Origin of the sequence: Pseudohalioglobus sediminis (genome assembly GCF_008370495.1) — a bacterium.
Classification (GTDB): Bacteria; Pseudomonadota; Gammaproteobacteria; order Pseudomonadales; family Halieaceae; genus Halioglobus.
In genome coordinates this window covers 290,223-310,993 of sequence record NZ_VTUX01000001.1, presented here as the reverse complement: position 1 = coordinate 310,993, position 20,771 = coordinate 290,223, and the positions used below count along the sequence as shown (strand labels likewise).

Below are 20,771 nucleotides of genomic sequence, written 5' to 3'. Positions count from 1 at the left end.
CCGGGACGCTAGTTTACACAGTCGCAGCGCGGTTGTCGGCAGGGGAGGACAGGTGTTCACAACGGTATCCTCTGCTAGACTCTTGCCCCTTCGGCACACAGCGCCTGCTGCCCTGGCAGGCCCCGGACATGGAACCCAAAAATGAGTCTCGCCAACACCGTACTGGCCGTTAACGACGACCTGCCCATCCGCACCGGCGCTCCGGTGCACAGCGGCAAGGTGCGCTCGGTATACTGGCTGACCGAGGAGGACAGCGCGCGCTTGATCGCCGAGCGCGGCTACGATGTGGCGGCGGATGCGCCGCTGGCCATCATGATTATCTCGGATCGTATTTCCGCTTTCGATTGCATCTGGCACGGCGAGGGAGGCCTGCACGGCGTACCCGGCAAGGGTGCGGCGCTCAATGCTATTTCCAACCACTGGTTCCAGTGCTTTCGCGACCAGGGCCTGGCGGACAGCCATATCCTGGAGATTCCCCATCCCCTGGTGTGGATCGTGCAGAAAGCGCGCCCGGTGATGATCGAGGCAATCGCCAGGCAGTACATTACCGGCTCAATGTGGCGCGCCTATGCCGGGGGCGAGCGCGAGTTTTGCGGCATCCGCCTGCCGGACGGCCTGGAAAAAGACCAGAAACTGCCAGACCTGCTGATTACCCCCTCGACCAAGGGCATTCTTACCGGCATACCCGGTGTGCCGGCAGTGGATGACGCCAACATCACGCGCCGGGATATCGTGGATAACTATGCGGCGTTCAATTTCAGCGCGGCCGTTGATGTCGAGCGCTACGAGCAGCTGCTGCAGGAAGGGTTTGCGCTGATCGCTGCCCGCCTCGCGGAGCTGGACCAGATATTCGTCGACACCAAGTTCGAGTTTGGCTATGTCCATGACAAGGCCGGGCGCGAAAAACTGATTTACATGGATGAAGTGGGTACGCCGGATTCCTCGCGCATCTGGGACGGCCCGGCCTGGCGTGCAGGGAAGATCCTGGAGAACTCCAAGGAGGGGTTCCGGCAGGTACTGCTCAATCATTTCCCCGACCCGGACATACTGCTCAACAAGGCGCGCATGGATGAGCGAGCCGCGCTGGCACGGGACAATGCCCTGCCATTGCAGGTGCTGATGGATGTGTCGGCCACCTATACCGGCATCGCCGAGAAAATTACCGGCCGCCCACTGGCCCTCGCCGAAAATCCCAAGGCCGAGATTATCGAGGTGCTGGGCGGCCAGTTCGGCCTCGTCGATTGAACAGCCTGGCATAAGCAACCCGACAGGACGCACAGTACATGAGCGATATCACCTTCGAGAAACGCGGCCCCCAGGCCTGGATTACGCTGAATCGGCCACAGGCGAAAAACATGCTCAACGGCGCCATGTTTGCCGCACTGGCGGACGCCTGGGACGAAGTTCGCGAGGACAAGGCCATTCGCGTGGCAGTGCTGACCGCCGCCGGGGATGAAGACTTCTGCTGCGGCGGCGATCTCGGCGACGTGATCCCGCTGTGGACGGGTGCGAGACAGCCGGCCAATGAGCTGGAGCAGCGCCTGCAGTCTGATCCGCTGATAACCGACAAGGTCATGCTCAAGGGCAAACCCTTGTACAAGCCGGTTATAGCCGCGATCAACGGTCGCGCGCTGGGTGGCGGTACCGAGTTGCTGCAGGCGACAGACATTCGCATTGCCGCGGATCACGCCCAGTTCTCACTGCCCGAGCCCCGGGTCGGTATCGTACCCGGAGCCGGTTCCATGGTGCGCCTGGCGCGGCAGCTGCCCTGGGCGCATGCCATGCGCATCTTGCTTGGTGGCGACGCTATCAGCGCCAGCGACGCACTGGCCATGGGCCTGGTTTCCGAGGTGGTGCCGCTTGCTGAGCTGCAGTCGCGGGCGCAACACTACGCGGACAATATCAGCATGCAGGCGCCGCTCGCGCTGGAGGCCATCAAACGCACGGCCTTGGAGACCCATACCCTGCCATGGGCCGATGCCTTTCGTTTCGAGATGGAGCAGGCCGGCGCTGTGATGATGAGTCGAGACGCCCGCGAAGGGCCGCGGGCGTTCAAGGAAAAGCGTCAACCCAATTTCAGCGGCGAGTAGATGACACGCCAGAGGAGAGAATCATGAATGCCTACAAACTGAGCGAATCACTAGCCGTATGCGGCCAGATCACGCCCGGCGCCGTTGCCGATATCGCGGCGGCCGGATACAAGGTGCTGATCAATAACCGGCCCGACGGGGAAGAAAATGGCCAGCCCACCAGTGCCGAAATTGCCGCCGCCGCAGAAGAGGCGGGGCTGGAATATCACTACATGCCGGTGACCGCGATGAATTTCCCCGGCGATCACCTGCAGCAAATGGCCGACCTGTTTGACGACGAGGAACGTCCTGCTTTCGCTTTCTGCCGTACCGGCACTCGCTGCACCAACCTGTGGGTCCTGTCGCGGGAATCCGCGGAGCGCGAGCAGGCTGCGCAATTGGCCAGCAAGATCGGCTTCGACCTGAGCATGGCCGCCCGGGCCATGTCCTGACGCCTGGCGGCCGCGCCTAGGTGCGCGGCGTGTACCAGATCGGCGAACTCCAGGCGCGCTCCTGGATAACCCGCTCGTGGTCTTCGCGACAGCAGTTTTCCAGGCCCTCGGTGATGGTGGCCGGGTCGTCGCAACGTACCCCCGCCTCGGCGCAGATGCGCTGGCTCCAGCGGCAGCTCGGGTTTTCCAGCACGCGGGTGTAATAGAAGGCCTGGGCATTCGCGTTGAAGTTGTCGTCCCGCCACACCGAGCACAGCTGGGCGTGGCCGCTGCCGGTGGTTTCACAGGTATCCAGGTCCACGCTCGCATCGTTGTCGCCGCCGGCCACGTCCAGTACCTGTTCTTTCAGTTCGCCGTCTTCATACCAGCCCTTGATTAACTGGATGCGCTGTAGCGGGTTGCCGGGGTACTTGGCGGTGCCACTGTCGGCCACGGCGGAAACGATGAATGTGGGTGTTGCCGTGTTGTCAGCCGGGGGTGCGAGATCGCCGCCCATGGGCACACCGCCGGCGTAGCCGCGGGCGACCATGTCACGCGCTGCGCAGACATCCTGCGGGTAATCCCAGCCGCCGAAAAAGCGCACTACCGGTCGCGTGCCGCTGGTGGCGTAGGCCTCGCGGCGCTGCATGGCGGCGAACAGCGAGTCCCGGGTATTCTCCTCGGCGTAGAGCACGGCCAGTCCGCCGGGGCCATATTCCAGTTCATCGGCCAGCCCCCTGGGCACGCCCTCGCTGGAGCCCATGCCGGCACCCCCGTGTCCCGGGTGGTTCTTCTCCATGGTGAGGCCGGGCGCGGCAATGTGGGTGTCGGTGGCCGCTATCAGTCCGTACTTGAACGCATTCACGCCCAGTTCCGCCTGTTGCTGCAGGCCTTTTTTCAGGGCGTAACGCAGGAAGTTGCTCTCATCCGGCAGCTTGGTCTGGGGCAGTTTCTCGTCGTCTACCATGAAGCTCAGCCACTTGGCATCGATGCCGCCGGGCGTGCCGGTGTTCTTGCCGCCAAAGCTGTCATAGCCGAGTTTTTCAAATCCGCAGTACTCGTCTTCAGACCAGGTCGGGGTGCGATTGTCACATTCCGAAGACCCCTTGTGCTGCATCACTTCAAACAGAGTATTCCAGCGGGCGCGGCGGGTGGCTTCCGCGGCGGTGACGGGCTCCGCTGGCACGGTGTCTGTGGCCAGGCGGGCGGTTTCAAACATCAGCCCGCCGCTGAGGTTGGAGTTGTGCGGGATGACCACGGCATCGCAGCCGGGCTTGTCCAACAGGCACTCCTGGTCGAGATAATCCCACAGCGTGACCTGGGATTCGGACTCGATCCATGACAGGGCGCGGTCCGGCACCTGGTGGTTTTTGAACACCACGTTGTGGTGCAGGTTCTGGCCGGTGCCCACGGTTCCGGTCCATTCATAGGCGGAAAAGCTGGTGAAGCTGCAGTCGCTGCTGCGATCGTAGGCGTCCTCGGCGGCGCGCTGGATGTCTTTCCAGGTGTCGGCGGCCTGGGCGAAGCAGACTTCGTTGTTGTCGCCGCAGAAACCCCAGCGGTTCTTGCCCTGCAGGCCGTAGGCGGCCAGCGTGGCGAAAGTGAACTGGGGCAGGTAGCGGTGGGCGATGCACACGGGGTGCCAATAGCCGGGCAGCCCTGCGGTGGTACACATGCGTATCTCGCCCATGAATTCAGAGTGATCAGTCACCGCGGTAAAATCCAGCGGCCGATCAATCTGGATACGGCGCAGGGGCTGGTTGTTGTCGTCATAGGGCTGTATGCCCATGACCTCGCCCTTGGCAAATCTGTAGGCGTCGGCGGGGCGGTTGCGCGTGTCCTGGGAATTGGCATCAAACGACCAGGCGGTATGGACGTGGGTATCGCCGAAATGCGGCTGCCGTAACGGGTTGTAGTGATTGCAGGGTTCCCGTTCTTCGCTGGGCTCGTAGTCGCGCCGGGGCAGCGGGAGCGCGACGTCGCTATCGCCCTCAACTGCGCTCTGTGGCGGCTCTGCGGGGTCCGCCGCCGATACTGGCAGGGCGAACAACAGAGAACCCGACAGGGAACCCAGCAGTGGGAGCAGAAGCAGGCTGAATGAGCGCATGGAGGCTTTACCTTTGGATGAATTTTTGGCGCCCACAAGTTTCCAGTTTTTCGCGCACAAGGCAAAGCGGGCGGTATCGCTACTTACACTCGCGAAGGCTTATTTCAGTAGCGATAGCTGAGATCTATTCCCCAACTCCTGGGTTCACCCCATAGCACGGCCCGCGAAGCATGGGGCAGGTTGTCTATGGTGAAGGTCACATATTCCTCGTCCAGGGCATTTTTCACCCAGGCCGAGAGACTGACTTCTCCCCCTGCCAGGTTCACTTGTGACAGCGTGAGCCTGGCGCCCAGCAGGTCGTAGGCGTCGATATACGTCAGTGCACTGGCGGTATCGCGCGCGTCCATGTAGGTGTAATTGAGGTTGACGCTGATCACACCCGCGGCCACTGGCGGGAACTGGTAATCGAGGTTCAGGCTGGCACTGTGCTCCGGGGCATTGCTGAAACCAAAGCTGCGACGCTCGCCGGTGAACGGGTCGAGTACATCGTCGATCTCGCTGTGCAGATAGGCGTAGTTGCCGCGCAGCAGCAAGCCGTACAGCGGCATGGCGACGACCTCCAGTTCAATCCCTGCCAGTTCGGCTTTCCCCGTGTTGAGCACGCGTGTGTCCGAGATAGTGCCCGGCAGCAGGAAATTCAGCTGCATGTCGTCAAAGCGCGAGTAAAAGATAGCGGTATTGACCCGCAGCGCGCGCTGCAGCCATTCACCCTTGATGCCGATTTCAGCCGTACGATTCTTCTCCTCGTCGAAGCCACGCGAAAAGAACGCGGGGTCCGGGTCACGGGTGTTGAAACCGCCGCTCTTGTAGGCTTCGCCCAGCTTGGCATACAGCAGGGTGTCGTCACGCCAGTTGTGCTCGGCGATCAGCACAAATGAGTTGTCATCGAAGTCCTTGTCGGCATCGGCGCGAAAGTCCGTACTTTCCAGTGGCCCCAGCACCAGGTTGCCGAAGTCGATGTAATTGTCCTGGGTGAACACCCGCTGCACCTCGCGGTTATCCCGGGAGTAGCGCCAGCCAACAGTAAGGGCCCAGTCCGCGGCGGGCGACCATGTCAGCTGGCCATAGGCAGCCATGGCTTCATTGCGAATGCGGCTGTCCTCGGCGCGGATGTTCACCGCCAGCCCGAGGTCATCGGTCTCGATGAGCGGGAAGCTGAATATGTGGTGCAGTGGGAACCAGTTCTCGCGCGCCGTTTCCCGGAAATAGTACAGGCCGGCGACCACCTGCACGCTGTCCGCAAGCGAACTGAACAGCTGCAACTCCTGGGAGAACTGTTCCTGCTCGAGGCGCGTGCGCACATCGTCGAACGCCCCTGGAGACGGGCTGCTGGCGCCCAGGGTGATGGCGTTGAAATCCACCCGGTATTCTGCGCTGGCGCCGCTGGCAAAATCGATATAGCTGGCGTCCTCCAGCTCACGCCAGGCGGTGATCGACTTGATGCGCAGTGGCTGCCCATCCCAGTCCAGCGTCAGGGCGTGGCCGCTGATGTCGGTATCGGTGGGCAGCAATGGGGTGCTGGTGCGCAGACGGTCCATTCGCGCGCGCGAGTAGGGCACGAAGCGGCGGGAACTGCGAATGGCGGCATCGGCCGGCGTACCCGATTCGATTCCCGGCAGCACTGCCTGGGGAGAATAATTGTGAGTCTCCACGCGGGACTTGTCCCAGCTGTAATCCAGGGTGAAGGTGTCACTGGCATCCCAGCGCCAGTCCAGGCGATAGCCCTCGGCGCGGCTGTCGCCGAAATCTCCCCCCGGCCCTGGATTGTCGATATAGCCTTCCTGTTGCCGGTATAGCGCGGCCAGCTTCAGCGCCTGCGTACTCGACAGGGGCAGGTTCAGGGTGCTGCGCGCGTGGAACTGATCACGGTTGCCTGCGCCCAGCCACTGGGTGAAGCCAGGTGCCTGCGTATCCGGCCTGGCGGTGACGAGGTTCAGTGCGCCGCCGGTGGTGTTGCGACCGTACAGCGTCCCCTGCGGCCCGCGCAGTACCTCGATGCGCTCCAGGTCGGCTATCTCGCTGGCCAGGCCACTCGATCGCGCCAGGTAGACACCGTCGAGGTAGACGCCAACCCCGGGGTCCTGGGTAACCTGCACGTCGGTTATGCCGATGCCGCGGATAAACAGGCGCAGGGTCTGGTTGCTGGCGGGAAAGCTGTCCACCACGAAATTGGGGACGTTGGCCTGGATGTCGGCGATGTTGTCGATACCAAGTATGTCCAGCTGGTCGCGACCCAGCGCTGCCAGGGAAATAGGGGTGTCTTGCGCCGATTGCTGCACGCGCTGCGCGACCACGATCACTTCTTCCAGCATGGCCGGCTGTGCTGACGCGGCGACGTCGCTCCCCGCAGCAAGCAGTAGTAAAGGCGCGAGACGTGATAGGTTTAAGCGGTGCGTGCGCATGCCCTGGATGTGAAAAAAGAGAAACAATATCAGACTACCATACCCGGGCATGAGTCAGAACGCGGCGCCACTGCGCAGGCATGACCTTGCTGGTACACTGCGCGGCTATAAATACAGTCATGTAAAGGTAGTCATAGCGATGTCTGACACCCCTGAAATACGCCCGGCCAGCACCGTGGTGCTGCTGCGTGATGCCGACGCCGGCCTGGAAACCCTATTGCTCAGGCGGAACAAGTCACTGGCTTTTGCCGGCGGTTTCTGGGTATTTCCGGGCGGCAGCCTGGACGCGGAAGACCTGGCCGCAGCCAACGATGATGAGGAGCAGGCGGCGCGTATCGCCGCCGCGCGGGAGGCCATGGAGGAGTGCGGACAGCAGCCCCAGCCTGAGGACATGGTTTTGCTGAGTCACTGGACCACACCGGAGACTGAAAAGCGCCGCTTCTCGACCTGGATTTATGCGGCGCCGTTACAGGCCGAGGAAGAGGTGGTGATCGACGGCGGGGAGATCCATGATCATCGCTGGCTGGGCGTTCGCCAGGCACTGGATGAACACTATGCCGGCGAGTTGCGCATCCTGCCCCCGACCATGGTGACCCTGTCCCGCCTGGCCAGTTACAACACCGTTGCAGAGGTGATGGAGATGGAGCGCGACAGCCCGGTGCCCCGGGTCCTGCCGGTGATCACCAAACACGAGGACACCATCGTTGCCCTGTATCACGGCGACGCGGGTTACGAGGCGGTAGACCCGGCGCTGCCCGGCCCGCGGCATCGTGCCACCATGGTCGACGGTGGCTGGCACTACCTGTGCGAAGACGTGGACGATGACATCGTGCCGCTGGTGCCAACCGGGGAGGTGCTGTGAGCAAGGGGTTCGTACTCTGGGATGTGCCGACGCGCGTATTCCACTGGTCGGTGGTGGCCTGTGTCGGGCTGGCCTGGTGGAGCGGAGAGCAGGGGCGCAACGACATACATGAATGGACCGGCTATACACTGATCGTGCTGGTCTTCGCGCGAATCCTGTGGGGCGTTGTCGGTAGTGTGCATTCGCGCTTCAGCGACTTTGTGCGCGGTCCCGGGGCCGTGATCGGCTACTTGCGCGGCCGTGGCAGTCCGACCCCGGGGCACAATCCCCTTGGCGCACTCTCGGTGCTTGCCTTGCTGGCGCTGCTGTTGGCGCAGGGCATCAGTGGGCTGTTCAATTCTGACGACATCCTGTTTTCCGGGCCACTGTATTACGCCGCGAGCACGGATTGGCGCGATACCATGGGCGTGGTGCACGAAGTCGCCTTCGACCTGTTACTGGTCCTGGTCGCCCTGCATGTGCTGGTGGTGGCCTATCACCAGTTCATGCGCAAGGACGGAATGATCACTGCCATGTTCACTGGCCGGGCACCGGGCAGGGTCGGCACTGCCGCCCCGGTTGCGGCGTGGAAGGCGCTGGTGTTGCTGGCGCTGGTGGCGGGATTGCTGTGGCTGGGGCTGGAGCAGGCGCCCCAGCCGCAGCCATTGTGGTAGGCCATCAACTGACGGCAGCGGGGCCGGGCCGGCCGCTGCGCGGGCCCTAGTACAGGTAGTCCTTGGACTTGTACTCGTCGTGGCAGGACTTGCAGGTCTTGCCGGCTGCACCGGTGGCCTCCGCAATCGCCTGGCGATCCCCGGAATTGGCTGCCCCCTGCAGGGCGACTACGGCATCCCGCATATCCTGCAGCTTGGCACTGAAGTCTTCCTGGTTGTCCCAGATTTCCGGCTTGGCGCGGGTGGTGCCCTTGTCGGTGCCGGGGCCGAAAGCACGGGATACGTCCATGCTGCCCAGCGCCGCCAGGTCACCGGCGAACATCTTGACCTTGGCATCGTCCCAGGGCATTTCGCCTTTTACCATCGAACCGATAGGCCCGAAGTTCATGGCCAGCAACGTGAAGTAGGACTGGCGATAGGACTGCATCGGTTCCTTGTCGTTGAGGTGGGCGGCAACCTGCACCGAGGCGGCGAGGCAACTGGCGCCGGCGATAGACAGAAGTAGTTTGCGAGTCGAGCGTTTCATATTGGCGTCCTGGTGGGTAGTGAAAGAAAAATGGTAGCGCAGATGAGTGTAGGCAAGACCCGCCGACTTGCGCAAGTCGCGTGCAGTTAAACCACGGCCAGTCAGCCTGTAAGCCGCGGCCAATATGTTAAACCTGCCCTGTGTTAAGCCGCGCGACTGCTCCCTTGGCTGCGCTGCTGGGCTACCATGCGCCCATTGATGTTGCGGGAAGAACCAATGAGCACAGAACAACAGTGGGACTACAGTTTTGATGTCATCGTAGTCGGCTCGGGCAACGGTGGTATGACAGCCGCCCTGTGCAGTTACGAAATGGGCACCAAAGATGTGCTGGTGATCGAGAAGTCCGACCTCTACGGCGGCACCAGCTCCGTCTCCGGTGGCGGTGTGTGGATTCCGGGCAACCGTTATGCCGCAGCGGCTGGCGCGGAGGATTCCTTCGACAAGGCCAAGACCTACCTGCGGCAGCTGATCACCGAGGAAGAGGTGCCGGAGTACCAGCTGGATGCCTTCCTGGAGAATGGCCCCAAGATGGTCGACTTCCTGCACGAGCGCACGCGGGTGCGCTACGTCACCCTGGAACACTACCCGGATTACTACACCAGCCTGGAAGGCGCGATGGAAGGCCATCGCTCCATGGAGCCGGAGACTTTCGACGCCAGTGAACTGGGTGACGAGTGGCGGCGACTGCGGCGCACCCACCAGATGATGCACCTGGGCGGGGTTATCGGTATCACCCAGGTCGAGGCGGCGGAAATGGTGGGGCAGCAGCCGGGCTGGTGGAAGTCGACACTGAAGCTGTTTGTGGACTACCTGCTGGACATTCCCTGGCGCCTGAAAAGCAAATATCATCGCCGGCTGGCGACCGGCTGTGCCGGCGTGGCGCGGCTGCGCGCCTCCATGCTCGACCGGGATATGCCGCTGTGGCTGAACACCAGCATGACGCGCCTGGTGGAGGAAGATGGCAAGGTGGTCGGCCTGGAAGTGACCCGGGATGGCAAGCCCCTGCGCCTGCAGGCCCGCAAGGGTGTGGTGCTGGCCGCGGGCGGTTTCGAGCACAACCAGGCCATGCGCGAACAGTACCTGCCGCAGCCGACCGATCATCGCTGGAGCGCCGGGGTAATGGAGAACACCGGTGATGCGCACAACGAGGCCATGCGCCTGGGCGCGAAGATGCACCGGCTCGATGAGGCCTGGTGGTGCAATACCATCAGTGTGCCCGGTGAGCCGATTCCCCGCCTGTCGGTCATGGAACGCTCCTACCCGGGCTCGGTTATCGTCAATCCCGCCGGCAAGCGCTTCAGTAACGAGTCGCAAAACTACATGGCGTTCCAGCTGGAGACCTTCGCCAAGCACTCCGAAGAGAGCCCGACCTATCCCACATGGCAGATCTTTGATGCCAATTTCCGCGCCAACTATTTCGTCGGGCCCTTGTTCAACAGCAAGTTCCGTCCGGACTGGCAGGTGCCCAGGCACTTTGAGTATGCCCAGGGCGGTTTCTATGCCAAGGCCGACACCATTGCCGGGCTGGCGGCAAAGATCGATGTGGACGGCGCCGGACTCGAACAGACAGTCCGGGATATGAATGAGTATGCGCGTACCGGCGTCGACCCCGAGTGTCATCGCGGCGAGTCCGCCTATGACCGCTACTACGGCGACCCGCGGGTGACGCCCAATCCCTGCCTCGGCCCGGTGGAGAAACCGCCGTTCTACGCGGTGCGGCTGGACCCCGGTGATTTCGGTACCCAGGGCGGCATGGTGATTACCGCCAATGCCGAGGTGGTGCGCGAGGATGGCTCCGTCATCGAGGGTCTCTACGCCTGCGGTAACTGCAGCGCTCCCACGCTGCCCTGTTATCCCGGCCCCGGGTCCACCCTCGGACCGTCAATGACCTTTGGTTACCAGGCCGCCAAGGCGATCACCGGGTACCAGGATTAATCCCGCCCCAGCCTGGCCCCTGCGCTCAGGCTGCGTGCGCGTTCACCAGCGCGTCCAGCAGCGTTTGCACTACGCGCGAGGGTGGCGGCGAATGGCGCACGATGGCGCTGAACTGGCACAGGTACTGGAAGGTATCCGGTAGCAGCGGCCGCATCATTCCCCGGGCCACAAAGCCCTCCGCGTAGTGCTCCGGCAGGTAGCCGAGGTAGCGTCCTGACAGGACCAGGTGTGCCACGGCTTCCTGGTCGTGGGCGGTGGCGTGGCGCTGCAGGCCCAGTTGCCGACTGGTTTCCATGTTCGGCGAGTGGTAGCCGATGCCGACGTAGCGGGCGCGGCGCACGTCCTCCGCGCCCAGGGTATTTTCCCCGGTCGTAAACAGCGGATGGTCCGCAGCGCAGTAGAGGTACATCTGTTCATCGAACAGGGGGTAGTAGTCGAGGCTGGCCGAGGGCCGGTGGTTCGGGATAATGCCCAACTGGAAGCGGCCCTCCATTACCCCTCGCTCAATCGCATTGATCGGTTCCACGTGGATTTCCGGGCGCACTTCCGGTGCCTCGCGGTCAAACTCCGCGAACGCGCGATCGATATGGCAGGCCGGGTTGGATGCGGTCTTGTCGAAAATGGCAATGGACAGCGTTCCGGTCAGCTGTTGATGCAGGGCGTCCACGTCGTGCTGGAACTCTTCCATGGCGGCCATGATACGCGTGGCGCTGTCGAAGACCTGTTCACCTTCGGGGGTGAGGGCAAAGCCGGCGCGACCGCGGCGGCACAGGGTTACGCCCAGTCGGGTTTCGAGGTCCTTGATATGCCGCGAGATAGTGGAGCGATTGATATTCAGCTCCAGCTCGGCAGCGGAAAAACCACCGCACTGTACCACCGCGCGAAACACCCGCAGCAGCCTCAGGTCGTTGTCACTGACGTTACCCAGTAATGCCTTGCGCGCCATGCTTTGTCCTCCCGCTGTCAATAGATGAATAATAATGAAACTTTAAGTTGATAGGTATTGATTTGTGAAACAAAAAACCGGTCGTAAAATGCGCGCTGGCGCAACAAACGAGCATACCGAGATGACCACCATGCAAGAGATACATCGTCCCCTGACCCGCGAAGAGCTGGAAGCACACTGGATGGCCTATACCGGCAACCGCCAGTTCAAGGACGATCCACGCATGATCGTGGGCGCAGAGGGGGCCTACTATATCGACGACAAGGGTCGTCGCATCCTCGACGGCCTCTCGGGGCTGTGGACCTGCGGCCTGGGACATAACCGCCAGGAGATTACCGATGCGGTCACCCGTCAGATGCAGACCCTGGACTATTCCCCGGCGTTCCAGTTCGGGCAGCCGCGGTCCTTCGAGCTGGCCAACCGCATCAAGGAACTGACACCTGCGGGGCTGGACTACGTGTTCTTTACCAACTCCGGTTCCGAAAGTGCGGATACCTCGTTGAAGATGGCCCGTGCCTACTGGCGGCTCAAGGGCCAGCCCACCAAGACCAAGCTGATTGGCCGCATCAAGGGTTATCACGGGGTCAACTTCGGCGGTATTTCCGTCGGCGGCATTGGCGCCAATCGCAAACTGTTCGGCACCGCCGTGGATGCTGACCACCTGTCACACACCATGTTGCCGGAAAATGCCTTTACCAAAGGCATGCCCGCGAGCGGCTGGCAGCTGGCGGACGAGCTCAATGAGCTGATCGCCCTGCACGACGCATCGAACATTGCCGCCGTGATCGTGGAGCCACTGGCTGGCTCCGCCGGCGTGATCCCGCCACCGGCGGGTTACCTGCAGCGGCTGCGCGACATCTGCGATGCTAACGACATACTGCTGATCTTCGACGAGGTCATCACCGGCTTTGGGCGCATGGGCGCCATGACCGGCGCCGACGCCTTCGGTGTGGTGCCGGACATCATGAACCTGGCCAAGCAGCTGACCAATGGCGCCATTCCGATGGGCGCGGTGGTAGCGAAAGACGAGATCTACCAGACCTTCATGCAGCAGGGCGGCCCCGAGTACATGCTGGAGTTTCCCCACGGCTACACCTACTCGGCGCACCCGGTGGCCTGCGCTGCCGGCATCGCGGCACTGGATCTGCTGGAACGGGAGCAACTGCCGCAGCGGGTGGCGCAACTGGCGCCGCATTTCGAAAACGTGCTCCACGAGCTGCGCGGCAAGCCGCACGTGACCGACATCCGCAACTACGGCTTTGCCGGTGCCCTGACCCTGGCCAGCTATCCCGGCGAGCCCGCGCGTCGGCCCTACGAGGTGGCCATGCGGATGTGGGAGAAGGGCTTCTACGTTCGCTACGGTGGCGACACCATTCAGCTGGGCCTGCCTTTCATCCTCGAGACGTCGGAGATCGACAGCCTGGTGAGCGCGCTCGGCGAGGCCCTCGTTGAAATGGCATAATGGGGTCTCACTGCCTGCCGAAGCCGCCGTTTGTCCCCAGACTATGCCACAGCGCTGTTCCTGACCTGTCTCAAGGTCTCCCTGCCGACCTTCGGCTGGGTGATTGCCGGCGCCGTGCTGGCGCGCCTGGGCTGGCTGAGCGAGTCGCTTAACGACCGCATCTCGCGGCTGTCATTCCGCTACGGTCTGCCGCTGATGCTGTTCGCGGGCGCTGCCAGCGTGGACTATGCCAGTGTGCTGGGCGCTACCTACCTGCTTGCTGGGGTCCTCGGTACGCTGCTGGTCACCGCAGTGAGCTGGTGCTACAGCATCTGGCGCGGTCACCCCTTGCGCGAGCGCGGCATATTTGTGCAGGGGGCATTTCGTTCCAATCTCGCGATCATGGGGCTGGCGCTGTGTATTTCCGCCTACGGTGAACGCGGGGCCCAGCTGGCCGCGCTGGCGGTGGCGGTGATGACCAGCCTGTACAACATCCTCGTGGTATTCGTGCTCAACAGCACACTTGGCGGCACCTCCTCGGTACAGGCTGCGCTGCTGGGTATCCTGCGCAACCCGCTGATCATAGGTATCGCCGCCGGCGCCGCGCTGGCGCTGTCTGGCCTGCCGGTTCCCGCCGTTGTCGAACCTGCCAGTGTCTGGCTGAGCGCCTTTTTCCTGCCGCTGATGCTGGTGTGTATCGGCGGGGCCATGAAGCTGGGCGAGCTGCGCCAGTCCGGAGCCCTGGCCTGGGAGTCCACGGCCTGGCGCCTGCTGGTGTCTCCCGCGCTGACCGTGATGCTGGCACTCCTGATTGGTGTGCGCGGGGAGGCGCTGGGCGTGCTGTTCCTGTTGGTGGGAGCGCCGGCGGCGGCATCGGGCTACATCATGGTGGTGGCCGCACGCGGCAATGGTGTGCTGGCGGCCAATATCGTGGTCCTCAGCACCCTGTTGTCTGCGCTCAGCCTGACCCTGGGCCTGTTTGTGTTGTCTTTACTGGGGCTGGCCGGCGATATCGGCGCGTAGTGGCGCCCGTTCAGCCGCGCCGCCAGCCAAAAAGTCCAGAAATCACCAATTCTGTGATGACGTTCCTTGCCAGCCTGTGAAAAACTGTAGCCAGAGTCAGGAATCAGGAGTTTAGAGCATGACCTACGACTACACGAACAGGCGCCAGCACGAGCGCGTTGAAGTCGTTCAGGCGATTTTCATCGAGGTCGTGGGGCGCGGCACACGCAAGGAATCAGAGAACCCGATCCTGCGTTGTGAAACCGTGGACATCTCCGTGGGTGGACTCAAGGTATTCGTGCCGGAGGAAATTGCCGCGGGCGCCCGGCTCAACCTGGCTGTGCCCATGGACGACTGGAAAGAGAACCTGGAACTGGAAGGGCAGGCTAAGTGGAGCCGGCCCGCTGATGGCAAGGCCGGATACTGGGTCGGGCTGGAACTGATGGATTCCAGCCGCGAGGACATGGAGCGCTGGTTCAAGGTGGTGCATTCACTGGCGCCCAAGGTGCGCGCCGGCGAGGGCTAGCGCCCGAGCATGGACCGGGCCACCAGTTCGCGCATGATTTCTGAACTACCGCCGTAGATGCGCTGAATCCGCGCGTCGGTGTAAAACCGGGAAATCGGGTACTCGGCCGTGTAACCATAGCCACCGAACAGCTGCAGGCACTCATCGATGGTGCGGCACTGCATTTCGGTTGAGGCGTATTTCAGCATGGCGGCGTCGTCCGCCGTCAGTTCCCCACTGGCGTACTGGTTGGCGCACTGTTCGTAGAAAGCGCGGTTGAGGCTGATCTCGGTTTTCACTTCCGCCAGCGTGAAGCGCGTGTTCTGGAAGCTGGACACGGTCTGCCCGAACGCCTTGCGCTCCTTGACGTAGTCTACAGTCAGCGCCAGCGCGCCCTCGGCGGCGGCGACCGCTTGTGCGGCGATGCCCAGTCGCTCCCGCGGCAGTTCGGTCATCATGATGACGAAACCCTTGTTCAGTTCGCCGAGCAGGGCATTGGCGGGCAGGCGCACGTCCTGGAAGAACAGTTCCGCCGTGTCTGAGCTGTGCTGGCCGATCTTCTCGATTTTCTTGCCGCGCTCGAAGCCGGGCAGGCTGGCATCCACGAGGAACAGCGACGTCCCCTTGGCGCCCTTGCCGGGGTCGGTAATCGCCGCCACGATGACCAGGTCGGCGTGGATGCCGTTGGTAATAAAGATCTTGGAGCCATTCAGGACCCACTCGTCACCGTCGCGCACGGCGTTGGTGCGGATGCCCTGCACATCGGAACCGGCCCCGGGCTCGGTCATGGCCAGGGCGCCTACCGCCTCACCAGTGACCATTTTCGGCAGCCACTGCTGCTTTTGCTCCTCGGTGCCGAAGTGCTCGATGTAGGGGGCAACAATATTGCTGTGAATGCCGTAGCCGCTGCAGAAGCCACCATAACCCATGCGTGACAGCTCCTCGATCATGGCCAGGCAGACCTGCGGCGAAGTGCCGGCACCGCCGTATTCCTCACCCACGTCCGGGCACAGCAACCCCGCCTCACCGAGCGTATTCCAGAGTGCACGCGGCACCATGTGGTCGGCTTCCCATTGCTCGAAGTGTGGTTCGATTTCCTGCTCAAAGGCACGGCGTGCCATGTCGCGAAACAGGTTCAGTTCTTCTTTGTCCATGCTCTGTTGCTCTTTGTCGACTGCTTAAAAAACGCTCGCGATTGTACACCCCGGTAGGGTGATACCCAAGCGCGTCGGCGATGCTACACTTAGGCTCTTTTTTTCGACAACCGAGCCAAGTGGGAGATAAACCATGCGCGACTACAGAAAGTTTTACATCAACGGCCAGTGGGTAGACCCCGTGACACCCCAGGAACTGGAGGTGATCAACCCTGCTACCGAAGAAGCCTGTGCGGTCATTTCCATGGGTTCCGAGGCCGATGTCGACCTGGCAGTTGCCGCGGCAAAAACCGCCTTCGAGAGTTACGGTCGTACCAGCAGGCAGGAGCGCATTGAACTGCTGGAAGCCTGCGTTGCCGCCTACCAGAAGCGCTATAACGACATAGCCGAAGCCATTCGCGAGGAGATGGGCGCACCGCAGACCCTGGCCGTGGGTGCACAGGCGCATTGCGGCCTGGGCCACCTGGAGGAGGCCCTGCGGGTATTGCGCGATTTCGAGTTTGAGGAAGATCTCGGTGAGCACCGTGTATTCAAGGAGCCGATCGGCGTCTGCGGCCTGATTACACCCTGGAACTGGCCGGTTAACCAGATCGGCTGCAAGGTCGCGCCGGCGCTGGCGGTGGGCTGCACCATGGTGCTCAAGCCCAGTGAAGTGGCCCCGCTTTCGGCCTACCTGTGGGCTGAAGTCATGCATGAAGCCGGCGTGCCTGCCGGTGTTTTCAATATGGTCAACGGCGATGGGCCGGTGGTGGGCGCGGCCCTGTCGCGGCACCCGGACGTCGATATGATGTCATTCACCGGCAGCACCCGTGCCGGCACCCAGGTGGCGCAGAATGCCGCGCCCACGGTAAAGCGCGTGACCCAGGAACTGGGCGGCAAGTCGCCGAATATCGTGCTCGACGATGCCGACCTTGAAGCGGCGGTAACCCGTGGCGTGCTGCACATGTACAACAACACCGGCCAGTCCTGCAACGCCCCTTCGCGGATGCTGGTTCCCGCTGACAAACTGGCAGAGGCCGAGGCGATCGCGACCAGGGTCAGTGAGTCCGTGGTGGTGGGAGATCCCGCCAGCGAAGACACCACCATGGGGCCGGTAGTCTCCGAGGTGCAGTTCAACAAGATCCAGGCCCTGATCGAAAAGGGTATCGAGGAGGGTGCCAAACTGGTGGTCGGTGGACCGGGTCGTCCCGAGGGCCTGGAAAAAGGCTATTTCGTACGCCCGACCGTGTTTTCCGAAGTGAACAACGAGATGACCATTGCCCGCGAGGAAATTTTCGGCCCTGTGCTGACGATGATTCCCTACGACAGCGAGGAAGAGGCGATCCGCATAGCCAACGATACGCCCTATGGCCTCGCCGGCTATGTGCAGAGCGATGACGTCGATCACGCCCGCCGCGTGGCTGCCCGCATCCGCGCCGGCAATATTCATATCAACGGTGCCTCGGGCGGCTACAACGTGCCCTTTGGCGGCTACAAGCAGTCCGGTAACGGGCGCGAGTGGGGCGCGCACGGTTTCACCGACTTCCTGGAAATCAAGGCGGTGGAAGGTTTCGGCGAGTAAGCGGGAGGCAATGCCATGGCCGAGTTCGTATTGGCAATAGACCAGGGTACGACGGGCAGTACCGTCGCCCTGATGGATTCGGCGGGGAAGCTTCGCGCCAGCGTCAATCGCGAGTTTCCCCAGCTTTACCCGCAGCCGGGCTGGGTGGATCACCGCCCGGCCGATATCTGGAGCTCGGTTGTGAAGTGTATCCGTGCGCTGCTGCGCAAGGGGATTTGCAAGCCCTCGGAGATCGTTGCCATTGGCATCACCAACCAGCGCGAGACCGCCCTGCTGTGGGACCGGGATAACGGTGAGGCGCTGAACAATGCCGTGGTCTGGCAGTGCCGGCGCACCACGGCCTTCTGTGAGCAACTGAAGGCCGACGGGCACGAGAAAATGATACGCCGTAAAACCGGGCTGCTTCTCGACCCGTATTTTTCCGCCAGCAAGTTTCGCTGGCTGCTCGACAATACCCCCGGCGTGGGCCGGCTGCGGCGTGAGGGTCGCGTGGCGGCGGGCACTGTCGACAGTTACCTGATCTGGCAACTTACGGCGGGTGAGCGTCACGTGACCGACGTGTCCAACGCCTCGCGCACCTCGCTGATGAACCTGAAAACCCGGCGCTGGGACAGCCAGCTGCTGGAACTGTTCGACGTGCCGAAAGCCATCCTGCCGGAAATCGTGCCGTCCAGTGCGGTGCTGGGACATACGCGTAATGTGCCGGGTTTGCCCGATGGCATTCCCATCGCCGGCGTGGCCGGCGACCAGCAGGCCGCGCTTTTCGGCCAGGCCTGTTTTGCGCCGGCCGATGCCAAGTGCACCTTCGGCACCGGTTCTTTTATCGTCATGAATACCGGCGCTGAACTGCTGCATTCCAAGGCGGGCCTGCTGACCACGGTGGCCTGGCAGCTGGGCGAGCGCGGTAAGCCGGTGTATGCGCTGGAGGGCGGGGCGTTTGTGTGCGGGGCTGCAGTACAGTGGCTGCGCGACGGACTGCAGCTGATAAAGCGCGCGGCCGACGTGGAGTCGCTGGCGCGCACGGTTCCGGATCATGGTGGCGTTGAGTTTATACCCGCCCTGACTGGCCTGGGCGCGCCACACTGGGCACCGGAAGCCCGGGGCACGCTGAGCGGGCTGACCCGGGGCAGTGAGCGCGGGCATATCGCACGCGCCACGCTGGATGCCATGGCGCTGCAGAATGCCGACATACTGCGTGCCATGGAAGCCGATATCGGCAAGCGCATGAAGCCGCTACGCGTGGATGGCGGCGCTGCCGCCAATGACCTGCTGATGCAGACACAGGCAGATGTGCTGGGTCGCAAACTCATTCGCCCCCAGGTCATCGAGACCACGGTAGCCGGCGCCTGTTACCTGGCAGGGCTGGGTGTAGGCCTGTGGAAGACGCCCGCCGAGATCAAGAAAATCTGGCAGGCAGAACGCGAATTTTCGGTGGCCATGAATGCGACGGCGAGACGCAGGCGGCAGGCATCCTGGGAGGAGGCGCTCAAGCGCACATTGCTCTGACCCATGGCTGACGTGATTCCTTTCCGCAAGCCGGGGCTCAAGGAGAAGCACCGGGGCAAGACGCTGTGCCGCCACGGCCACCACAAGTGGGTGGTGGATAAAGCGAAGCAGTTCGATGTGAAGCAGGGTCGCCTGGTCACCGTCTATCGCTGCAGTCGCTGTGATAAGACCCGGGTAAAAGCCCATTGAGCAAGCTCTCGCACCAGTGTGTGTCCCTTGATGTTCCCGGGCTGACGGCGCACGTTTCCCTGTATGTCCATGGCGAGCGCGATCGCTTTGTTTCACAGCGGCTGCGGGAAACAGGTATCTGGGAGCCCTATGAGAGTGAGCTGGTGCTCAGCCTGCTGCAGCCGGGTGATGTGTTTGTCGATGTGGGCGCCAATATCGGCTACTTCTCTGTGCTGGCCGCCACGCGCGTAGGCGGCGGTGGGCGGGTGTACGCCTTCGAACCCGATGCCGACAACTACCGCCTGCTGTGCGCCAGCGTGCACGCCAACGGTTTCGACGCCATTGTGCAGGCTGAAGAGGCCGGCCTGGCAGATTACACCGGCACGGCAACGCTGTATCTCAGCGCGGACAACCTCGGTGATCACCAGGTTTTTGCCACCGATGAGCGCCGGGCAGCAAGCGATATAACCCTGCTCAATGGCAGTGAATTTCTCGGTGCACGGGTGTCCCGCGTTGATCTGGTCAAGATTGACACCCAGGGTTCGGAATACGCTGTAGTCAAAGGGCTGATGCCCTTGTTGCAGAGTCCGGCCGAAACGCCGGCACTGATTGTCGAGCTGACGCCGCTGTCCCTGCGCCAGGGCGGTGCCAGCGGCCGCGCGCTCATCGAGTTGCTGGCGCAACTGCGACAGCCGTTGTGGATTATCGACCACGTGGCGCATCGACTGGTAGCCAGCAGCGCTGCTGAGCTGGCGCAATGGTGCGATGACGTGGACGCCGTGCCGGGGGATGCCGGCTTTATGAATATCCTGGTGGGACAGGCGCCATAATACGATGCCACACGGGGCACAAACCTCGCGCCAGCTGGTATGATATTCGCCCGCTAATTGATGATGTCGAACATGAACGCACAGCTGGATTTCCTGCAACAACGCAATTCCGCGTCCCGCCTGGTGGCGCCAGCCCCCGGCGCCGAAGAGCTCGAGCAGATGTTGCTGGCGGCCATGCGCGCCCCGGATCATGCGCGCCTGCGGCCCTGGCGTTTTCTCAGTATCAGCGGCGAACGTCGCCAGGCCCTGGGTGAGTTGATGCGTGAAGCACTATTGCGGCGTGAGCCGGACGCCAATGCAGCGGCCCTGGACAAGGCCTCCTGCGCACCACTGCGGGCGCCGCTGATTGTGGTGGTGATCACCCGTTTTTTCGAGCACCCCAAGGTGCCGCCGGTGGAACAGCGCATGTCTGCTGCCTGTGCTGCCCACGGTTTATTGCTCGCGGCCGAAGCGCTTGGTTACGCCGGAATCTGGCGCACCGGCAAATCGTCTTTTGATCCCTACGTGCATCGTGGCCTGGGCTTGCAGTCCGGCGAGGAAATTGCCGGCCTGATTTACCTGGGCACCCGGGATGGACCCGCCAAACCGCTGCCGGCGCTGTCGCCCGCAGATTTTTTGCAGACCTGGTGAGGTAACCGTACTCATCGCACAGGGCTGATTGTCAGGAGTTTCA

General features: G+C 62.7%; 19 protein-coding genes. 14 read left to right on the top strand and 5 right to left on the bottom strand.

Going from position 1 to position 20,771, the window contains the following annotated elements:
• Nucleotides 1-141 precede the first annotated feature (141 nt).
• Genes F0M18_RS01360 through F0M18_RS01350 form a run of 3 tightly spaced genes read left to right on the top strand, consistent with a single transcriptional unit; the run spans nucleotide 142 to nucleotide 2,521 of the window.
• Complete coding sequence (locus F0M18_RS01360; protein ID WP_149609585.1) at nucleotides 142-1,245, top strand: phosphoribosylaminoimidazolesuccinocarboxamide synthase; 1,104 nt, start codon at nucleotides 142-144, stop codon at nucleotides 1,243-1,245.
• A gap of 38 nt (nucleotides 1,246-1,283) precedes the next feature.
• Entirely contained in the window at nucleotides 1,284-2,090 is an 807-nt protein-coding gene (locus F0M18_RS01355; protein ID WP_149609584.1) for an enoyl-CoA hydratase-related protein, read from the top strand.
• Between the two features lie 23 nt (nucleotides 2,091-2,113).
• The gene (locus tag F0M18_RS01350) at nucleotides 2,114-2,521 is read left to right on the top strand and encodes a TIGR01244 family sulfur transferase (RefSeq protein ID WP_149609583.1); all 408 of its coding nucleotides are present in this window, start codon (nucleotides 2,114-2,116) and stop codon (nucleotides 2,519-2,521) included.
• A 16-nt stretch (nucleotides 2,522-2,537) separates the two neighbouring features.
• Here the strand turns inward: F0M18_RS01350 and F0M18_RS01345 are convergent, their stop codons facing one another.
• A complete protein-coding gene (locus tag F0M18_RS01345; protein WP_149609582.1) occupies nucleotides 2,538-4,607 on the bottom strand; it encodes a DUF3604 domain-containing protein in 2,070 nt (689 codons plus the stop codon).
• A gap of 104 nt (nucleotides 4,608-4,711) precedes the next feature.
• Nucleotides 4,712-6,919 carry a TonB-dependent receptor gene (locus F0M18_RS01340; RefSeq protein ID WP_188109544.1) on the bottom strand — a complete coding sequence of 736 codons (2,208 nt, stop codon included), beginning with the start codon at nucleotides 6,917-6,919 and terminating at the stop codon, nucleotides 4,712-4,714.
• A gap of 229 nt (nucleotides 6,920-7,148) precedes the next feature.
• On the opposite strand from F0M18_RS01340, the gene F0M18_RS01335 reads away from it, so the two are divergent.
• Both F0M18_RS01335 and F0M18_RS01330 read left to right on the top strand, forming a co-directional pair.
• On the top strand, nucleotides 7,149-7,871 hold the full coding sequence (locus F0M18_RS01335) for an NUDIX hydrolase (protein ID WP_149609580.1): 723 nt from the start codon (nucleotides 7,149-7,151) through the stop codon (nucleotides 7,869-7,871).
• A complete protein-coding gene (locus tag F0M18_RS01330) occupies nucleotides 7,868-8,524 on the top strand; it encodes a cytochrome b/b6 domain-containing protein (RefSeq protein WP_149609579.1) in 657 nt (218 codons plus the stop codon). Before F0M18_RS01335 ends, F0M18_RS01330 begins: the two co-directional genes overlap by 4 nt.
• A 46-nt stretch (nucleotides 8,525-8,570) precedes the next feature.
• On the opposite strand, the gene F0M18_RS01325 is transcribed toward F0M18_RS01330, so the two are convergent.
• Nucleotides 8,571-9,050 (bottom strand): c-type cytochrome, encoded by a 480-nt coding sequence (locus F0M18_RS01325; protein WP_149609578.1) that lies wholly within the window; start codon nucleotides 9,048-9,050, stop codon nucleotides 8,571-8,573.
• Nucleotides 9,051-9,266: 216 nt separating this feature from the next.
• On the opposite strand from F0M18_RS01325, the gene F0M18_RS01320 reads away from it, so the two are divergent.
• The gene (locus tag F0M18_RS01320) at nucleotides 9,267-10,985 is read left to right on the top strand and encodes an FAD-dependent oxidoreductase (protein WP_149609577.1); all 1,719 of its coding nucleotides are present in this window, start codon (nucleotides 9,267-9,269) and stop codon (nucleotides 10,983-10,985) included.
• A 25-nt stretch (nucleotides 10,986-11,010) separates the two neighbouring features.
• Here the strand turns inward: F0M18_RS01320 and F0M18_RS01315 are convergent, their stop codons facing one another.
• Complete coding sequence (locus F0M18_RS01315) at nucleotides 11,011-11,931, bottom strand: LysR family transcriptional regulator (protein WP_149609576.1); 921 nt, start codon at nucleotides 11,929-11,931, stop codon at nucleotides 11,011-11,013.
• Between the two features lie 121 nt (nucleotides 11,932-12,052).
• On the opposite strand from F0M18_RS01315, the gene F0M18_RS01310 reads away from it, so the two are divergent.
• The 3 genes from F0M18_RS01310 (at nucleotide 12,053) to F0M18_RS01300 (ending at nucleotide 14,900) form a co-directional block, all read left to right on the top strand.
• Nucleotides 12,053-13,393, top strand: coding sequence for an aspartate aminotransferase family protein (locus F0M18_RS01310; RefSeq protein WP_149609575.1), 1,341 nt, complete (start codon nucleotides 12,053-12,055; stop codon nucleotides 13,391-13,393).
• A 30-nt stretch (nucleotides 13,394-13,423) separates the two neighbouring features.
• Nucleotides 13,424-14,395 (top strand): AEC family transporter, encoded by a 972-nt coding sequence (locus F0M18_RS01305; protein WP_262500791.1) that lies wholly within the window; start codon nucleotides 13,424-13,426, stop codon nucleotides 14,393-14,395.
• Nucleotides 14,396-14,513: 118 nt separating this feature from the next.
• Complete coding sequence (locus tag F0M18_RS01300) at nucleotides 14,514-14,900, top strand: PilZ domain-containing protein (protein WP_149609574.1); 387 nt, start codon at nucleotides 14,514-14,516, stop codon at nucleotides 14,898-14,900.
• Here F0M18_RS01300 and F0M18_RS01295 read toward each other — a convergent pair.
• Entirely contained in the window at nucleotides 14,897-16,033 is a 1,137-nt protein-coding gene (locus F0M18_RS01295; protein ID WP_149609573.1) for an acyl-CoA dehydrogenase family protein, read from the bottom strand. The genes F0M18_RS01300 and F0M18_RS01295 overlap by 4 nt on opposite strands.
• A 133-nt stretch (nucleotides 16,034-16,166) precedes the next feature.
• Here F0M18_RS01295 and F0M18_RS01290 point away from each other — a divergent pair, with 133 nt between their 5' ends.
• The 5 genes from F0M18_RS01290 to F0M18_RS01270 all read left to right on the top strand — a co-directional run bounded on the left by F0M18_RS01290 (nucleotide 16,167) and on the right by F0M18_RS01270 (nucleotide 20,728).
• Nucleotides 16,167-17,594 carry an aldehyde dehydrogenase family protein gene (locus tag F0M18_RS01290; protein WP_149609572.1) on the top strand — a complete coding sequence of 476 codons (1,428 nt, stop codon included), beginning with the start codon at nucleotides 16,167-16,169 and terminating at the stop codon, nucleotides 17,592-17,594.
• A 15-nt stretch (nucleotides 17,595-17,609) separates the two neighbouring features.
• On the top strand, nucleotides 17,610-19,100 hold the full coding sequence (gene glpK / locus F0M18_RS01285; RefSeq protein ID WP_149609571.1) for a glycerol kinase GlpK: 1,491 nt from the start codon (nucleotides 17,610-17,612) through the stop codon (nucleotides 19,098-19,100).
• 3 nt (nucleotides 19,101-19,103) lie between these two features.
• On the top strand, nucleotides 19,104-19,289 hold the full coding sequence (locus tag F0M18_RS01280; protein WP_149609570.1) for a hypothetical protein: 186 nt from the start codon (nucleotides 19,104-19,106) through the stop codon (nucleotides 19,287-19,289).
• Nucleotides 19,286-20,098 (top strand): FkbM family methyltransferase, encoded by an 813-nt coding sequence (locus F0M18_RS01275; RefSeq protein ID WP_262500790.1) that lies wholly within the window; start codon nucleotides 19,286-19,288, stop codon nucleotides 20,096-20,098. The genes F0M18_RS01280 and F0M18_RS01275 overlap by 4 nt, the downstream gene beginning before the upstream one ends.
• A gap of 72 nt (nucleotides 20,099-20,170) precedes the next feature.
• The gene (locus F0M18_RS01270) at nucleotides 20,171-20,728 is read left to right on the top strand and encodes a nitroreductase family protein (protein ID WP_149609569.1); all 558 of its coding nucleotides are present in this window, start codon (nucleotides 20,171-20,173) and stop codon (nucleotides 20,726-20,728) included.
• Nucleotides 20,729-20,771 lie beyond the last annotated feature (43 nt).